General features: G+C 34.1%; 15 protein-coding genes. 9 read left to right on the top strand and 6 right to left on the bottom strand.

The genetic code is table 11. The features are described from left to right. The first annotated feature begins 37 nt into the window (after positions 1-37). Positions 38-1249 (top strand): MFS transporter, encoded by a 1212-nt coding sequence (locus IQ05_RS00850; protein WP_144889032.1) that lies wholly within the window; start codon positions 38-40, stop codon positions 1247-1249. A gap of 32 nt (positions 1250-1281) precedes the next feature. On the opposite strand, the gene IQ05_RS00845 is transcribed toward IQ05_RS00850, so the two are convergent. The 6 genes from IQ05_RS00845 to IQ05_RS00820 all read right to left on the bottom strand — a co-directional run bounded on the left by IQ05_RS00845 (position 1282) and on the right by IQ05_RS00820 (position 7821). Further along, on the bottom strand, positions 1282-2163 hold the full coding sequence (locus IQ05_RS00845) for a DMT family transporter (RefSeq protein ID WP_144889031.1): 882 nt from the start codon (positions 2161-2163) through the stop codon (positions 1282-1284). Continuing rightward, complete coding sequence (gene nudK, locus IQ05_RS00840) at positions 2163-2744, bottom strand: GDP-mannose pyrophosphatase NudK (RefSeq protein WP_144889030.1); 582 nt, start codon at positions 2742-2744, stop codon at positions 2163-2165. The genes IQ05_RS00845 and nudK overlap by 1 nt, the downstream gene beginning before the upstream one ends. 57 nt (positions 2745-2801) lie before the next feature. Beyond that, positions 2802-4073, bottom strand: coding sequence for an adenylosuccinate synthase (locus tag IQ05_RS00835; RefSeq protein WP_144889029.1), 1272 nt, complete (start codon positions 4071-4073; stop codon positions 2802-2804). Between the two features lie 49 nt (positions 4074-4122). Further along, positions 4123-4581, bottom strand: a complete 459-nt coding sequence (locus IQ05_RS00830) for a Fur family transcriptional regulator (RefSeq protein WP_086453606.1) — start codon at positions 4579-4581, stop codon at positions 4123-4125. 118 nt (positions 4582-4699) lie between these two features. Further along, positions 4700-6922, bottom strand: coding sequence for a RelA/SpoT family protein (locus tag IQ05_RS00825; RefSeq protein ID WP_144889028.1), 2223 nt, complete (start codon positions 6920-6922; stop codon positions 4700-4702). A gap of 113 nt (positions 6923-7035) precedes the next feature. Continuing rightward, a complete protein-coding gene (locus tag IQ05_RS00820; protein ID WP_144889027.1) occupies positions 7036-7821 on the bottom strand; it encodes a TrmH family RNA methyltransferase in 786 nt (261 codons plus the stop codon). 164 nt (positions 7822-7985) lie between these two features. Here IQ05_RS00820 and IQ05_RS00815 point away from each other — a divergent pair, with 164 nt between their 5' ends. The 8 genes from IQ05_RS00815 to kdpA all read left to right on the top strand — a co-directional run bounded on the left by IQ05_RS00815 (position 7986) and on the right by kdpA (position 15903). Continuing rightward, positions 7986-8588: a trimeric intracellular cation channel family protein gene (locus IQ05_RS00815; RefSeq protein ID WP_086453609.1), complete on the top strand. Its 603-nt coding sequence runs from the start codon at positions 7986-7988 to the stop codon at positions 8586-8588. Positions 8589-8624: 36 nt separating this feature from the next. Then, positions 8625-9611: a GNAT family N-acetyltransferase gene (locus IQ05_RS00810; RefSeq protein WP_144889026.1), complete on the top strand. Its 987-nt coding sequence runs from the start codon at positions 8625-8627 to the stop codon at positions 9609-9611. Positions 9612-9621: 10 nt separating this feature from the next. Next, entirely contained in the window at positions 9622-10749 is a 1128-nt protein-coding gene (locus tag IQ05_RS00805; RefSeq protein ID WP_144889025.1) for a DegT/DnrJ/EryC1/StrS family aminotransferase, read from the top strand. Position 10750: 1 nt separating this feature from the next. Beyond that, on the top strand, positions 10751-12037 hold the full coding sequence (locus IQ05_RS00800) for an O-antigen translocase (protein WP_244289505.1): 1287 nt from the start codon (positions 10751-10753) through the stop codon (positions 12035-12037). Positions 12038-12136: 99 nt separating this feature from the next. Next, positions 12137-13480, top strand: a complete 1344-nt coding sequence (locus IQ05_RS00795) for a sigma-54-dependent transcriptional regulator (protein ID WP_167496919.1) — start codon at positions 12137-12139, stop codon at positions 13478-13480. A 163-nt stretch (positions 13481-13643) separates the two neighbouring features. Next, positions 13644-13925, top strand: a complete 282-nt coding sequence (locus IQ05_RS00790) for a DUF7674 family protein (RefSeq protein WP_144889023.1) — start codon at positions 13644-13646, stop codon at positions 13923-13925. A gap of 156 nt (positions 13926-14081) precedes the next feature. After that, positions 14082-14159 carry a K(+)-transporting ATPase subunit F gene (gene kdpF / locus IQ05_RS00785; protein ID WP_144889189.1) on the top strand — a complete coding sequence of 26 codons (78 nt, stop codon included), beginning with the start codon at positions 14082-14084 and terminating at the stop codon, positions 14157-14159. Positions 14160-14181: 22 nt separating this feature from the next. Beyond that, on the top strand, positions 14182-15903 hold the full coding sequence (gene kdpA, locus IQ05_RS00780) for a potassium-transporting ATPase subunit KdpA (protein WP_144889022.1): 1722 nt from the start codon (positions 14182-14184) through the stop codon (positions 15901-15903). Position 15904 lies beyond the last annotated feature (1 nt).

The following is a 15904-nucleotide window of genomic DNA, read 5'->3' as shown; positions in this document are numbered from 1 at the left end:
CAACTAAATTTTTTATACGTTTATCTATTTTTTGAATATGAATACATCTACTAATTCGGTATCCCAACAAGATACAAATCCTATTGCACAGCAAACCGTTTATTCGATCTTGTTTTCTATTGCGTTTGCACATTTACTAAACGATTTACTCCAAGCTGTTATTCCGGCATCATATCCCATTTTAAAACAAAATTTTAATTTGACTTTTTCGCAAATAGGTCTAATTACGTTAGCTTATCAACTGGCCGCCTCTATTTTGCAGCCATTAGTGGGTTTGTACACAGACAAGAGGCCAAAGCCTTTCTCACAAATCTTCGGGATGTTATTTTCTATGTCAGGAATTATATGTTTGTCCTACGCTTCTAGTTTTGAAATGATTATAATTGCTGTTGTTTTGGTAGGAATAGGATCTTCTATTTTTCATCCCGAAGCTTCTAGAATATCGTTTCTAGCTTCTGGAGGCAAGCGCGGTTTGGCACAATCTATTTTTCAGTTGGGAGGTAATGCTGGGACTGCCATTGGACCTTTATTAATTGCTTTAATTGTAGTTCCTAATTCACAGTTTTATATCATTTGGTTTGTCATAGCAGCTTTAATTGGCCTAATGGTTTTGAGTAGAATTGCCTTATGGTACCAGCATCATTTAAGTTTGCGTAGCACCAAGAAAACAGTAATTGCTCTACCAAATTTATCCCAAACTACCATTGTTTTAGCTGTGGTAATTTTGTTGGTTTTGATTTTTTCTAAGTTCTTTTATATGGCTAGTATGTCAAGTTATTTTACCTTTTATCTTATTGAAAAATTCGGATTGTCCGTTCAAGATGCACAGTTTTATTTGGTTTTATTTTTAGTTTCATGTGCTGTAGGTACACTTTTAGGCGGACCAATTGGCGATAAGTTTGGAAGAAAATATGTAATCTGGTTCTCTGTTTTGGGCGCAGCACCTTTTACCTTGTTGTTGCCGTATGTAGATTTATTTTGGACAGGAGTTTTATCTGTGCTTATTGGGATCATCATGTCATCTGCTTTTCCAGCAATTTTAGTCTATGCGCAAGAGTTATTGCCTAAAAAACTCGGAATGGTTTCAGGACTGTTTTATGGTTTTGCTTTTGGAATGGGAGGTTTAGGTTCTGCTTTACTAGGCCGTCTTGCTGATCAAACTAGTATAACACATGTTTATTTTATATGTGCTTATCTTCCCTTGATTGGTATAATAGCGCTCTTTTTGCCGAATTTAAAGAAGAAATAGAACGTTTTAATTTTTTTAATAAGTTACCAATCCTATTTCTTATTGGTAATTAACAACCCTGAAATAATGATTCCCATACTGATCATTTGCGAAAGTGAAATTTCTTGATTTAGAAATAAATAAGCTAGAAGTCCACTAAATACTGGGATTAAGTAGTAAATCAAAGCTGTTTTTGAGGTGCCTATCAAACGGATAGCTTCGTTCCATACATAAAATGAAATTAAGGAGGCGCAAACGGCAACATAACCCGTAATTAAGATGGTTTTTGAATCCAGAGTTACTTTTTTAAAGTAAATGTGTTCTACGACGTAAATCGGAAGCAGGAAAATAGTTCCAATTACAAACACACTGAATAGAAATACTTTTGGAGTTAACTCATCTGGTTTCTGGCGAACTAAAATGGTGTAACACGCAAAGAAAAAGCAGGCAAAAAGCATTAAAACATCTCCAATGGCAAATTGTATGTGCAGTAATGCCTGAAATGATCCTTTGGAAATGAGTACCAAAACTCCAGTTATGATGATTGCAATTCCAATATTTTGTTTAGTTGAAACTTTTTCTTTGAAAACAATACGGGACAACAATACTATAAATAATGGAATCGAAATCGCAATTAATGACAAATTTACAGCACTAGTTGTTTTGCCAGCAAAGTAGATGAGTGTGTTAAAAATGGTGATGCCTAACAAAGCAGTAAGTGCTAAGTATTTAATGTGCTTTTTAACTGTTGAAATTGTGTCAATAGTTGTTTTTAAAGCAAATGGTGCCAAAACAATACAAGCCACCGCCCAGCGCCAAAATGCTAAGCCAACAGGAGGGATATGTCCTTTGATCCCGCTTGCAATAACCATATTTCCTGACCAAAGTAAAGTAGCTAGTAAAGCAAATAAAACTCCTTTAATAGTGTTATTCATTACAAAAGGCTATTTATTTTGGCATATTGTAAGAGCATAATTGTTTTAGCATCTTTTAATTCACCACTTTCAATCATAGCGTATGCAACTTCAAATGGCATTTCAATTACCTCGATATTTTCCTCCTCATGTTCAACTCCACCACCTTCGCTTACTTTCATGCTAGCATCATATTCACCAGTAAATAAATAGAGAATTTCAGTAACAGCACCTGGTGACATATACGTTTCCATGATTCTTTTTACTTTTGAAATTCGGTATCCCGTTTCTTCTTCAGTTTCTCTTATTATGCATTGTTCAGGATTGTCTTGGTCTAGAAGTCCTGCGCAAACTTCAATCATCATCCCGCTTTCATTGCCATTTAAATAGGTAGGTAGTCTGAACTGCTTTGTAAGTACAACTGTTTTAAAATGCGTGTTGTATAACAATATGGCCGCTCCATTACCTCTGTCATAGACCTCTCTTTTTTGAGTAATCCATGAGTTGTCTTTTTTTTGATAATCAAATGTTACTTTGTTTAGTTGATACCAGTTATCAGAAAGTATTTCAGTATTTTGGATTTTAATATTTGGATTTTTCATTTGATTCATTTATTGGAACAAAAAAAACGTCCCGTTGAATCGGGACGTTTAGTATGTTTATTTTAAGATCGTTTGTTTTCTATCTGGACCTACAGATACAATTTTGATCGGCACCTCAACTTCTTTTTCTATAAAAGCAATGTACTCTTTTAGTTCAACTGGCAATTCATCATAAGTTGTCATACCCGTTAAATCTTGTTTCCAGCCTTTAAATTCTTGGTAAACTGGAGTTACATTTTCTGGTTCAATGTTATACGGGAAATGCGAAATTTTTTCTCCTTTATAATTGTAATCCGTGCAAACTTTTAGGGTTTCAAATCCAGAAAGTACGTCACCTTTCATCATCATCAATTGCGTTACACCATTAACTTGTACAGCATATTTTAATGCCACAAGGTCAAGCCATCCGCAACGTCTTTGTCTTCCGGTTACTGATCCAAATTCGTTTCCTACGCGTGCCATAGTTGCTCCATCCTCATCAAAAAGTTCTGTTGGGAATGGGCCACTTCCTACACGAGTAACATATGCTTTGAAAATTCCGTAAACTTCTTTAATTTTATTTGGAGCAATACCTAAACCAGTACAAGCACCTGCAGCTGTAGTGTTTGATGATGTTACAAAAGGATAAGTCCCAAAATCAACATCTAGTAAAGAACCTTGAGCACCTTCGCACAAGATTGATTTACCAGCCTTTTGAGCTTGGTGTAAATATTCTTCGCTGTCAATAAAATCTAATTTTTTTAATTCTTCGATTGCTGCAAAGAATTCAGTTTCCATTTCAGCTAAATTGTATTGAATTGATACATCGTAAAACTTGATCATCTCTTCATGCTTATCAGCTAATGCTCTGTAACGATCTGCAAAATCTTCGAGTTCAATATCACCCACACGAATTCCGTTTCTACCTGTTTTATCCATGTATGTTGGACCAATACCTTTTAAGGTTGATCCAATTTTAGCTTTCCCTTTTGATGCTTCAGAGGCAGCATCTAGCAAGCGGTGAGTAGGTAAGATTAAGTGTGCTTTTCTAGAAATTATTAATTTGCTTTTGATATCTAAATTAAATTTTTCTAGGCCTTCAATTTCTTTTTGAAAAACTACAGGGTCAATAACAACTCCGTTTCCTATTATGTTTACAGCAGTTTTATGAAAAATACCGGATGGAATAGTTCTTAAAACATGTTTTATTCCGTCAAATTCAAGTGTATGGCCTGCATTTGGACCTCCTTGAAAACGGGCAATAATATCATATTTAGAAGTAAGAACATCAACAATTTTTCCTTTCCCCTCATCTCCCCATTGTAATCCTAATAATAAATCTACCGTCATTCTAAGTGTTATTTGTAGTTAATTTTATATTTTAAGAACTAGTGTTCTCTTATTGTTTTTGTTTTTTATTGCCGTAAAGGTAAAGCGAGTGATTGGTGATTTCAATATCAAAAATCTCTTCAATTGTTTTTTTGATGGTTTGAATTCTTGGATCACAAAACTCTATTACTTCTCCGGTATCAGTCATAATGATATGATCGTGCTGTTTGTCAAAATACGATTTTTCATAGTGCGCTTGATTTTGACCAAACTGATGCTTTCTAACTAAAGCACAATCTAGCAGTAACTCAATGGTGTTGTAAAGTGTTGCCCTACTCACACGGTAGTTTTTGTTTTTCATTTTGATGTATAAATTTTCTACATCAAAATGTTCTTCGCTATCATAAATTTCTTGTAGGATAGCATATCGCTCTGGTGTTTTGCGATGCCCTTTTTTTTCAAGATAAATCGTAAATACATTTCGTACGATTTCTTGGTTTTTTGAGTTGTCTGTGGCAATAAGTGTCATATGCTGGCAAAGATAATTTTTTTAGTTTAAAATGTAAAGTTTTCTTTTTTGAATCCATACAAGATTGCACTTGATTTATAAAAAGAAGGTATTGGCTACTAATTAGTTTGTAAAATAATTAGGTCTTGTATTCTCTTGTAACTTTGTCTATACCATCTATTTTTTTGATGTTGCTGATCATTTTTTTCAAAATAGTATTGTTCTGTACAATAACTGCTACTTGTCCGTGAAAAATACCTGCATCGGTACTCAGTGAAATACTTTGAATATTTACATTCATATTGCTCGAAATTACTTTTGTAAGTTCATTTGCAAGTCCTAGTATATCCATTCCCGTAATATTGATAATGGCTTTAAATTCTTCTTGAGAAGAGTCAATCCATTTTGCGAACATGATTCTGTATGCATAATTAGATTGCATCCCTATTGCATTTGGGCAATCTTTTTTGTGAACTTTTATTCCTTCATTTATAGTTACAAACCCAAAAACATCATCCCCAGGAATAGGATTGCAACAAGGAGATAATTTATAATCCAGCTTGTCATGTTCTTTTCCAAAAACAAGCATGTCATAATTACTACTGATAATAGGTTTGTGAATGTCCTCATCTGATGTATGACTAGGAGAACGTTTTATCTTATTCTTGAAAAAATTAATGAACGTATTGCTTTTTTGAGCAGCGTAGTCTTTGAGTTGCTGATTTTCTATAGCACCTATTCCTACTCTGTAAAATAAATCAAGACTTGTTTTGAGTTTAAAGAAATTAACGAGCTCATTAATAACTTGCTCACTCAATGTTATTTTTAAATGTTTTAATTTGCGTGTAAGAAGTTCTTTTCCTTCTTCGCCAATTTTTTTAGTATTCTCATTTAAAACATTTTTAATTTTTGTTTTTGCCCTTGAAGTGGTTACATAATCCAGCCAGTTGATAGAAGGTTTTTGATGTTGTGATGTGATTACTTCTATTTGATCTCCACTTTTTAATTCAAAGTTTAGTGGTACTAATTTTCCATTTACACGCGTTCCTCTAGTTCTGATTCCAATTTCTGAGTGTATGCTAAATGCAAAGTCTAGTGAGGTAGCACCTTTTGGCAATGATTTTATTTCTCCTTTTGGCGTAAAGACAAAAATTTCTTTTGAATATAAATTCATTTTGAAATCCTCTACAAAGTCAACCGCATTTGTTTCAGAGTTTTCTAGCGCTTCTTTCAAGAGGTTTAGCCATACATCCAGACCACTTTCTTCGGTAGCTCCATTTTTGTATTTGTAGTGTGCAGCATATCCTTTTTCTGCAATTTCATCCATGCGTTCGCTACGTACTTGTACTTCTACCCAGCGTCCTTTTGGACCCATAACAGTGATGTGTAAAGCTTCATAACCAGTTGATTTAGGCGATGATATCCAGTCGCGTAAACGACTGGGACTAGGTCTGTAATGATCTGTTACAATAGAATATATTTTCCAAGCAATGAATTTTTCTTCATGAGGATTTGATTTGTATACAATTCGCAACGCAAATTTATCATACACTTCATCAAAACTTACATTTTGAGCTTTCATTTTTCTTCGAATGGAATAGACTGATTTTGGTCGTCCCTTAATTATATATTCTACATTCTCAATATCTAATGATGTTTTAATAACATCTGAAATATCAGCAATATAGGCGTCTTGTTCTTCTTTAGTTTCTTTTATTTTACTTACAATTTCGTTGTAAATTGATGGTTCAGTGTATTTTAATCCTAAATCTTCAAGTTTGGTTTTAATATTATACAAACCTAGACGGTGCGCTAGTGGAGCATAAATATAAAGCGTTTCTGATGCGATTTTGGTTTGTTTGTCCTCTCGCATAGAATCCATTGTTTGCATGTTGTGCAATCTATCGGCGAGTTTTATCAATATTACACGTACATCATCATTGAGCGTTAATATCATTTTACGGAAATTTTCCGCTTGTAAAGAGGCGTTCAAGTCTTTTTGTACCAATGAGATTTTAGTCAATCCCTCTACAATTTGAGCTACTTTGGGGTTGAATAAGCGTTCAATGTCTTGGACAGTTGTTGGCGTATCCTCAACAACATCATGCAGTAAGGCTGCAGCAATAGAGGTTGCTCCAAGACCAATCTCTGACGCTACAATTTTGGCCACAGCTATCGGATGAAAAATATAGGCTTCACCAGATTTTCTTCTTTGGTCTTTATGGGCTTCAACAGATACATCAAATGCTTTACGAATGAGCTTTTTATCCTCTTCGGTTAGGGTTTGGTAACTTATTCTTAGTAACTCTTTGTATTCTTGTGCAATTGCTTTATTTTCTTTCTCGATATCAATTTCTATCATAACAGCTTTGTATAATCACTAAATTTAGCAATTTATTGTAATATTTGCAAATCAAAAAGGTGTTTTATCATTTTCTTAGGACTTAAAAAGAGGGCATAAGTAAGTTTTAAATTTTAAAAACCTCTTTGTCTTTTGGCTTCAAAAATAAGTATTGCAGCTGCTACCGAGACATTCATAGAATCAATTTCGCCTTGCATTGGGATAATTATGTTTTGTGTTGCTGCATTTCGCCAATCCTCTGTAAGTCCTGTTGCTTCTGTTCCTACAACTAGTGCCGTTGGTGTAGTATAGTCTTCTAAATGATAGGAGTTTGAGTTTTGTAAGGTGGCACAGTAAAAGTTGATTTTTTTATCTTTTAAAAAAGCAATAATTTCTGCTGTGGTTCCAGTTGCAATTTGGTTGGTAAACAAACATCCTACACTTGAACGCACTATATTAGGGTTATACAAGTCGCTTTTTGGGTTTGCTATGATTACGGCGTCTAGATTAGCGGCATCGGCAGTGCGCAATAGTGCCCCAATATTTCCCGGTTTTTCTGGAGCTTCGGCAATAAGGATTAGAGGGTTTTTCGACAATTTGAGATCATTCAATTGCGTGGATTTAGTTTTGGCTACAGCCAAAACCCCTTCGGTAGTATCTCTATAAGCTAGTTTTTGATACACTTCTTTATTTATAGAAATTAACTCAGCAGTTGCTGATAATTGCAATGCTTCGGTTTCTGAAATAATCTCTGGAAGAAATAAAATTTGATCCAGAACATATCCACCTTTAACTGCAATTTCAATTTCTCTTTTCCCTTCTATTAAAAAAGTTCCAGATTGTTTACGTGCTTTAGCCTTTTCCTGTAGTTGCACTAAGGATTTTATATATGGATTTTGAACTGAAGTAATTTGTTTCAAGATTTTGATCTATTTGATTTGTAGCTACAAAGATACATAGAGAAATGACAGTTTTAAAGCCCTTTTATTTAATATTTAATACAAAGCAAGAGCACTATAATTTAGGGATACTAGAGGTGAATTGACGCAGATTTTATCTATTTTTGGCAAAAAACTAGTTTTAAATGTTTCATTTTCTAGATCTTATTGGTACAATGGCTTTTGCACTTTCGGGAGCATTAACAGCTATGAGTAAAAAAATGGACCCTTTTGGTGTTTTTATTATAGCATTTGTAACGGCTGTGGGCGGTGGAACATTGCGTGACATCTTGATTGGACGTACTCCTGTAGGATGGATGCTAGACTTGAATTATGTTTATGTTATTGCCGTGGGTTTTGTATTGGCTATTATTTTTAGAAAAAAATTTGACAAACTCAGGACTTCCTTATTTTTGTTTGATACTATAGGATTGGGTGTTTTTACACTCATTGGTCTTGAAAAAGGAATTCACATTGGGTTACATCCTATAATATGTGTAGCGCTAGGTACTATGACCGCTTGTTTTGGAGGCGTAATTCGGGATATATTATGTACTGAAATTCCAGTTATTTTTAGGCGGGAGATTTACGCTACCCTTTGTATCTTGGGCGGAATCGTATTTTTTATACTTAGGGATTTAAACCTAGAAAATGATGTGCTGTATTTAACAACTTCGTCTATAATTATTTCGCTTAGATTGATGGCAGTCAAGTTTAAATGGTATTTACCTACCTTAGAAAAAAAATAAAAAAATGATTACTTTAATGCTGTCTAAAATTTAAAAGTGAAGCAATTTTACATAAAAAAATACGAACCTACTGATTATAAACTGTGGAATGATTTTATTGGTCAAGCCAAAAATGCTACTTTTTTGTATCATCGGGATTTTATGGAGTACCATAAAGATCGTTTTGTTGATTTTTCACTTTTGATTTATTTCAATTCACAATTGATTGGTGTATTGCCAGCCAACAGAGTTGAGGATACTGTTTTTTCTCACCAAGGTCTTACTTACGGAGGTCTGGTTACAACTGATAAATCTAAGCTCAAAACAATTCTCATGGCCTTTAAGAAGGTTTTATATTTCCTAAATCATAATGCGGTTCAAAAATTGTATCTAAAAGCAATTCCCTCCATATATTGTAACAAACCATCCGATGAATTGCTATATGCCTTATTTTTGGCCGATGCCAAATTAGTACGAAGAGATTCATTGGCTGTGATAGATTTGACCCAAAATATTACATTTGATAGATCCAGAAAAAATGGAATTATAAGAGGGATTAAAAATAATTTGGTTGTTAAGGAGGAAAATAATTTTAACTCGTTTTGGGACAAGGTATTAATTCCTAACTTGAAAGCACAACATCAAATAGAGCCTGTGCATACGGTTCAAGAAATTGAGTTTTTAAAAACAAAGTTTCCTGAAAACGTTAGGCAGTTTAATGTATACAACAAGGATGTTATTGTTGCAGGTGCAACCATATTTGAAACCGATACAGTGACCCATTGTCAATACCTATCTAAATTTGAAAATGGAAAAAAATTAGGAAGCCTTGACATTTTATTCCAACATTTAATTTATCAAGTTTTTGCTCATAAGCGGTATTTTGATTTTGGGATTTCAAATGAACAAAATGGGAAGTTGCTCAACGAAGGTTTGTCATACTGGAAAGAAAGTTTTGGAGCTAGAACAATAATTCAAGATTTTTATGAAGTACAAACGGCTGATTTTGAAAAGTTAACCGCTATTTTTGTAATTAAAAATTAAGTCTTGATAGATGATTAAATTCCTAGATTTAAAGAAAATAAATGCACCTTATGAAAGTGCTTTTCAAGATAAGTTGAAACAAGTACTGGATAATGGTTGGTATATACTAGGGAGTGAGATGCAGGATTTTGAACGGAATTTTGCTAAGTACTGCGGTACCAAGTATTGTATAGGTGTAGGCAATGGTTTTGATGCACTTTTATTGCTTTTTAAAGGGTACATACAATTAGGTAAATTAAAAAAAGGAGATGCTGTCATTGTTCCTGCTAATACGTATATTGCCAGTATACTAGCTATTTTACAAGCTGATCTTGTTCCTGTATTAGTAGAGCCAAAGCTTAGTACGTTCAATATTGATACCAATGCTATTCTAAAACATATTACTTCAAATACCAAGGCTATTTTAGTTGTTCATTTATACGGACAATTGGTAGATATGGATGCTATATTTGCCCTTGCAAATGCTCATAATTTAATAGTACTGGAAGATGCAGCCCAAGCTCATGGTGCTCAAATTACGAGTGGTAAAGCCATTCTAGAATTACAAGAGGAGCCATTATCCCGCAATCAAGCCTATAGTTTTTATCCAAGTAAAAATCTGGGAGCAGTAGGAGATGGAGGTGCTATTACTACCAATGATGCTGCTCTTGCTGAAGTTTTAAGGTACTTACGAAATTATGGTTCTAAGCTTAAATACAAAAACGATTTTATAGGGGTAAACTCTAGATTAGATGAGATGCAAGCAGCATTTTTAAATGTAAAATTACCTCTTCTAGACGCGGCAAATGCTCATCGAATAGCAGTTGCACAGCGATATTTAAATGAAATAAAAAATGAAAAGATAATATTACCGAGCATTTCAAATTCCATTGATCATGAAACAAGTCATGTATTTCACTTGTTTGTGATTAGAACACTTGATCGAGATGATCTACAAAGATATTTAAGCGAAAATGATATTGAAACGGTAGTGCATTATCCTATACCGCCACACAAGCAAAAAGCTTTTGAATTTTTAAACCAACATTCATTTCCCATAACCGAGAAAATACATAACGAGGTTTTGAGTTTACCCATGAGCCCTGTCATGACTGAGGACGAAGTTAGTTATGTGATAACGATTTTAAATCAATATTAGTTTGAACATATTAAGTAAAATTATTCAAAATAAGTTATTTAAAATTGCTACTTGGAATAGCTTGAGTGTTGCCATAAAAATAGTCTCAGGATTAATCACTTCAAAAATTTTAGCTGTTTTTGTAGGACCTAGCGGAATGGCATTGGTGGGAAATTTGCGTGTTTTTTTTACTTCACTGGAGAATATTTCTACTTTAGGTTTTCAAAATGGCATCGTAAAATATGTTGCTGAAGCCGAAAATAGCGATTTGGAACTCAAGAAAGTTTTAGCAACAGTAACGATGAGTTTGCTTGCAGTTGCAGTGGTTTTGAGTTCTTCCTTGTTTTTTTTGGCATCCTATTGGAATTTTTTGCTATTTGGAGAAAATTTCGACTTTGTTTTTATCATAAAAGTCTTGGCATTTTCTTTACCATGGTATACCATTTCTGTATTTTTTACCGCTGTTATCAATGGATTTGGTAAATACAAAAAAGTTATTTGGATCAATACAATAGGGAATGTATTGGGTTTTTTATTGTCTATAGTATTGATTATTAATTACAAAACAACGGGTGCGTTACTTGCGCTCGTCTTGATGCCAGCAACACTATTTTTTGCAGCCGTTTTTTTTGCCAATAAAGAAATTGCATTTATATCCTTATTTTCTTGGAAAGAATTTGATTTTGCAATTCTAAAAAAATTAGGATCTTATACAGTAATGACTTTGGCCACAGCTGTTGTGGGTCCATTGATTTATCTCGCCATTCGAAAAAATATCATCGTAAATTTAGGACTTGAACAAGCTGGATACTGGGAGACTATGACGCGTATTTCTTTATATTATATGATGTTTGTGACCACTATTATAAGTGTATATTTTTTACCGCAATTGGCTACAGCCAAAAACAATTTGGCAACAAAAAAAATGTTTTTGGAATTTTATAAATTGGTTTTACCACTTTTTATAGTTGTCATGGTGGTATTATATTGCCTACGATTTTACATCATTGATCTTCTTTTTACTCCCGCTTTCCGTCCTGTTGCGGCCCTGTTTTTTTGGCAATTATTTGGAGATATTTTCAAGGTTGCTGCTTTAATTTTGGGGTGTCAATTTTTTGCCAAAAAACTTACTGTAGCATTCTTATTGACAGAGTTGTTATCCTTATTTTTAATGCTATTTTTAAGTACTTTGCTATTAAAAAAATATGGCATTGAAGGTATTGTATTAGCGCAAGCAATTGATAATGTAATCTATTTTTTTATTTTACTTTTTTACTTTCGTACAATTTTTAAAAGTCAAGAGCAGTAGTTCTATAAAGTTATCATTGATCTTAAAAAAACAATAGCAAACAATATTTTCATGAATCCCCTACAAAAAAATGTATTTTTGTGGTCTAATTGATAGCTTATTTTGAAAAACATACTCATAATTGACGACGAAGAAAAACTTCGCGGACTTCTCGCCAGAATAATAAAATCAGAAGGTTTTGAAGTTCTTGAAGCTTCCGATTTAAAATCAGGTTTCAAGAAATTAGAACACAACGATATTGATGTGGTACTGTGTGATGTTAAACTTCCAGATGGAAATGGTGTAGATTTTGTAAGCAAGATTAAAGAATCCTTTCCCGTTGTTGAGGTTATTTTATTGACAGCTTTTGGAAATATTTCCGATGGTGTTCAGGCCATGAAAAATGGCGCTTTTGATTATATTGTTAAAGGTGATGATAATGACAGAATACTGCCTCTGCTATATAAAGCTCTTGAAAAATCAGAATTACAACGCAAAGTTGTGATACTCGAAAAACGAATTTCAGATAAATTTTCATTCCAAACTATAGTTGGAAAATCAAAAGCTTTGCAGCAAGTAATAGAACTTGCTAAAAAAGTAGCCGTTACAGATTCAACAGTCTTATTAACAGGAGAAACAGGAACCGGAAAAGAAGTTTTTGCTCAAGCCATTCATGAAAATAGCAATAGAGTAGTGAAGTCCTTTGTGGCTTTGAACTGCAGTACTTTCAGTAAGGAAATTCTCGAAAGTGAATTGTTTGGACACAAGCAAGGTGCTTTTACGGGAGCACTAAAAGATAAAAAAGGGTTTATTGAAGAAGCGCATGGCGGGACTTTGTTCCTAGATGAAATAGGAGAAATGCCTATTGATTTGCAAGCTAAATTGCTTCGGGTTTTAGAAACAAATGAATACATTCCGGTTGGAGGAACTACTGTAAAAAAATCTAACTTTCGTTTGATTGCAGCTACAAATCGGGATTTGAAGGCAGAAAGTGAAGCACATCGTTTTCGTTCTGATCTTTATTTTAGGCTAAATATTTTCGAGATTAAAATTCCACCTTTACGCGAAAGATTAAAGGATATAGCTCCATTAGCCCAAAGTTTTGCAATTCAATTCTCGGCTAAAACCAATAAAAAAACAGTTCAAATTGACGCCGATTTTCTTAATAAACTTGAGACGTACCACTGGCCAGGAAATGTAAGGGAACTTAAAAACGTGATTGAGCGTTCTGTTATTTTGGTTACTAACGAGATTTTAACTCAAGATTTGCTGCCTTACGAAATACAACATCAAACTGCCAAAGACAACAAGATAGTCTCCGCTTTTTCTATAGGAAGCGTCGAAAGATTACACATTCAAAAAGTTTTGAATTATACAAAGGGCAACAAAGCCGAAACGGCGCGGTTACTAGAAATTGGTATTGCCACACTTTATAGAAAATTAGACGAATACAATATTCATTAAAATCATATTATTTTGAGAAAAGCCTATCATTTTGATAGGCTTTTTTTATGCTTTTTTTTGGCATAAAAACTTCAAAACCTTAATTGACAAAGCTTTAAAGGGTGCTGTAGTTTTTTGGAATGTATTTTGGCATAAGCGATGAAGAACATAATAAATCATTCTTATGAAAAATCAAGTCACCACGATTTACAAACAAGCAGAACGCTTCGCCGAAATCACCAAGACTGCCATTATTACGGGAAATATTTCCAGAGCAAAAAAATGTTTGGCACTCGCTGAACGCTTATTGGCAACAGGAAGCAATGAAACTAAAATTGCTATTTCCAATGTCTATCTTTTTTCGGTTTCCTCTTTTATGGAAATGCGCCATTGCACTATTTCAGATCTTTTCCCAAAATCCTTGAAGGCGGAATACATCAAGCAAATAAATGCTTCGGGAGTATAACAAGAGTAGTCGATTGAATTATTTGATCGATTGTCTAAAAGTCCAATAATCCAATAATCTAAAATTATGATCATCACAATCCTTTTGCTCGCACTAGCCGTTTTGTTATTTGCGATTTGTTTTAAATCTGTCGAATTCTTTGAAAAAATCTAAATTATGACTGCACTATTTATTGTCGCACTGGCCGTTTTTGGCTATTTGATTTATGTATTAATCAAGCCCGAAAAATTTTAAATAACTAATCTAAAATTAAATTATGAACACAGAATTATTTGGTGTCATTAGTATTTTTATAATCTCTATAATTTTAGCGGTTCCTGTTGGGAAATATATTGCTAAAGTTTTTACGGGAGATAAAACATTACTTGACCCGATTTTCAATCCAATTGAGAAATTTATTTTCAAAATAAGTGGTATCAATTCCACTGAAGAAATGAACTGGAAACAACATTTAAAAGCGTTGTTAAGCGTGAATATGGTTTGGTTCTTTCTTTGCTTTTTTGTTTTGTTATTTCAAGGTTCAATGCCTTTGAATCCAGACAATAATCCAAACATGACTCCCGATTTGGCATTCAATACCGCTATTTCGTTTATGGTAAATTGTAATTTGCAGCATTACTCTGGTGAAACAGGTGTTTCTTATTTATCACAGATGGTATTAATGTTCCTGCAATTTGTTTCTGCAGGTGTCGGGATGGCTGCCGCAGCAATGGTTTTTACTGCAATGAAAGAAAGAACCACTGATAAATTGGGCAACTTTTATAACTATTTTATCAAAAGCTGTACTCGAATTTTACTGCCTCTTTCTGCTCTTGTAGCCATCGCATTGTTATTTAGCGGAACACCAATGACTTTTGAAGGAAAAGATACAATTACCACTTTACAAGGGGATTCGGTAGCAGTTTCCCGTGGACCAGCTGCAGCATTTATCGGTATCAAACATATCGGTACCAATGGCGGAGGATTTTTTGGAGCCAATTCGGCACATCCATTAGAGAATCCTACTTATTTTACCAATGCAGTTGAACTTTGGGCACAATTAATAATTCCGTTTGCGATGATTTTTGCTTTGGGTTTTTATCTAAAGAAAAGAAGGCTGTCCTACGTAGTTTTTGGCGTTATGACGGTTGGATTTTTACTTTTAGTTATTCCAACAGTTATAAGTGAACTCAACGGAAACCCAGCTATCGAAAAAATGGGAATTGCCCAAACAACCGGAGCCATGGAAGGCAAAGAAGTTCGTTTTGGACCCGCTATTTCTGGATTTTGGAGCATTGCTACCACCGTGATTTCTACAGGCTCGGTCAATAGTATGCATGACAGCTCGATGCCGGTTTCTGGTTCGATGCAATTACTAGCGATGATGGTCAACGCCTTTTATGGTGGTTGCGGCGTAGGATTTTTGAACTTCTATATTTTTATCATTCTAGCGGTCTTTATTTCGGGATTAATGGTGGGACGAACACCAGAATTTTTAGGAAAGAAAATTGAAGCCCGAGAAGTCAAAATTGCAGCTTTCATTGCCATTCTTCACCCTTTATTGATATTGTCAGGAACGGCTTTAGCATCTTATTTTGCTGCAAATGATACTGCAATGGGCTACTGGTTTAGCGGTAATGCCACTGGCTGGTTGAACAATCCTGGTAATCACGGATTTTCGGAAATGTTATACGAATATACTTCGAGCGCTGCCAACAATGGTTCTGGATTTGAAGGTTTGGGCGACAATAATCCTTTTTGGAATATCACCACAGGAATTGTTTTATTATTGAGTCGTTTCCTTCCTATCATTGGGCCTTTAGCTATCGCAGGATTGTTGGCAAATAAAAAATATATTCCTGAAAGTGCTGGAACTTTAAAAACAGACACGACCATTTTTGGAGTTATGGTTTTTGCCGTAATCGCCATTATTGCAGCCTTATCTTTCTTCCCAGCATTGGCTTTAGGACCATTGGCAGAATATTTTACATTAAAATAAT

The organism is Flavobacterium tiangeerense (assembly GCF_007830355.1).
Taxonomy (GTDB): domain Bacteria; phylum Bacteroidota; class Bacteroidia; order Flavobacteriales; family Flavobacteriaceae; genus Flavobacterium; species Flavobacterium tiangeerense.
The sequence above is the reverse complement of the archived record's forward strand: the minus strand, read 5'-3'. Positions and strand labels throughout refer to the sequence as shown.

Bases quoted from the DNA above. Each gene is read 5' to 3' on its own strand.
- IQ05_RS00850 (WP_144889032.1), top strand. From the start codon at position 38: ATGAATACATCTACTAATTCGGTATCCCAACAAGATACAAATCCTATT.
- IQ05_RS00845 (WP_144889031.1), bottom strand. From the start codon at position 2,163: ATGAATAACACTATTAAAGGAGTTTTATTTGCTTTACTAGCTACTTTA.
- nudK (WP_144889030.1), bottom strand. From the start codon at position 2,744: ATGAAAAATCCAAATATTAAAATCCAAAATACTGAAATACTTTCTGAT.
- IQ05_RS00835 (WP_144889029.1), bottom strand. From the start codon at position 4,073: ATGACGGTAGATTTATTATTAGGATTACAATGGGGAGATGAGGGGAAA.
- IQ05_RS00830 (WP_086453606.1), bottom strand. From the start codon at position 4,581: ATGACACTTATTGCCACAGACAACTCAAAAAACCAAGAAATCGTACGA.
- IQ05_RS00825 (WP_144889028.1), bottom strand. From the start codon at position 6,922: ATGATAGAAATTGATATCGAGAAAGAAAATAAAGCAATTGCACAAGAA.
- IQ05_RS00815 (WP_086453609.1), top strand. From the start codon at position 7,986: ATGTTTCATTTTCTAGATCTTATTGGTACAATGGCTTTTGCACTTTCG.
- IQ05_RS00805 (WP_144889025.1), top strand. From the start codon at position 9,622: ATGATTAAATTCCTAGATTTAAAGAAAATAAATGCACCTTATGAAAGT.
- IQ05_RS00790 (WP_144889023.1), top strand. From the start codon at position 13,644: ATGAAAAATCAAGTCACCACGATTTACAAACAAGCAGAACGCTTCGCC.
- kdpF (WP_144889189.1), top strand. From the start codon at position 14,082: ATGACTGCACTATTTATTGTCGCACTGGCCGTTTTTGGCTATTTGATT.
- kdpA (WP_144889022.1), top strand. From the start codon at position 14,182: ATGAACACAGAATTATTTGGTGTCATTAGTATTTTTATAATCTCTATA.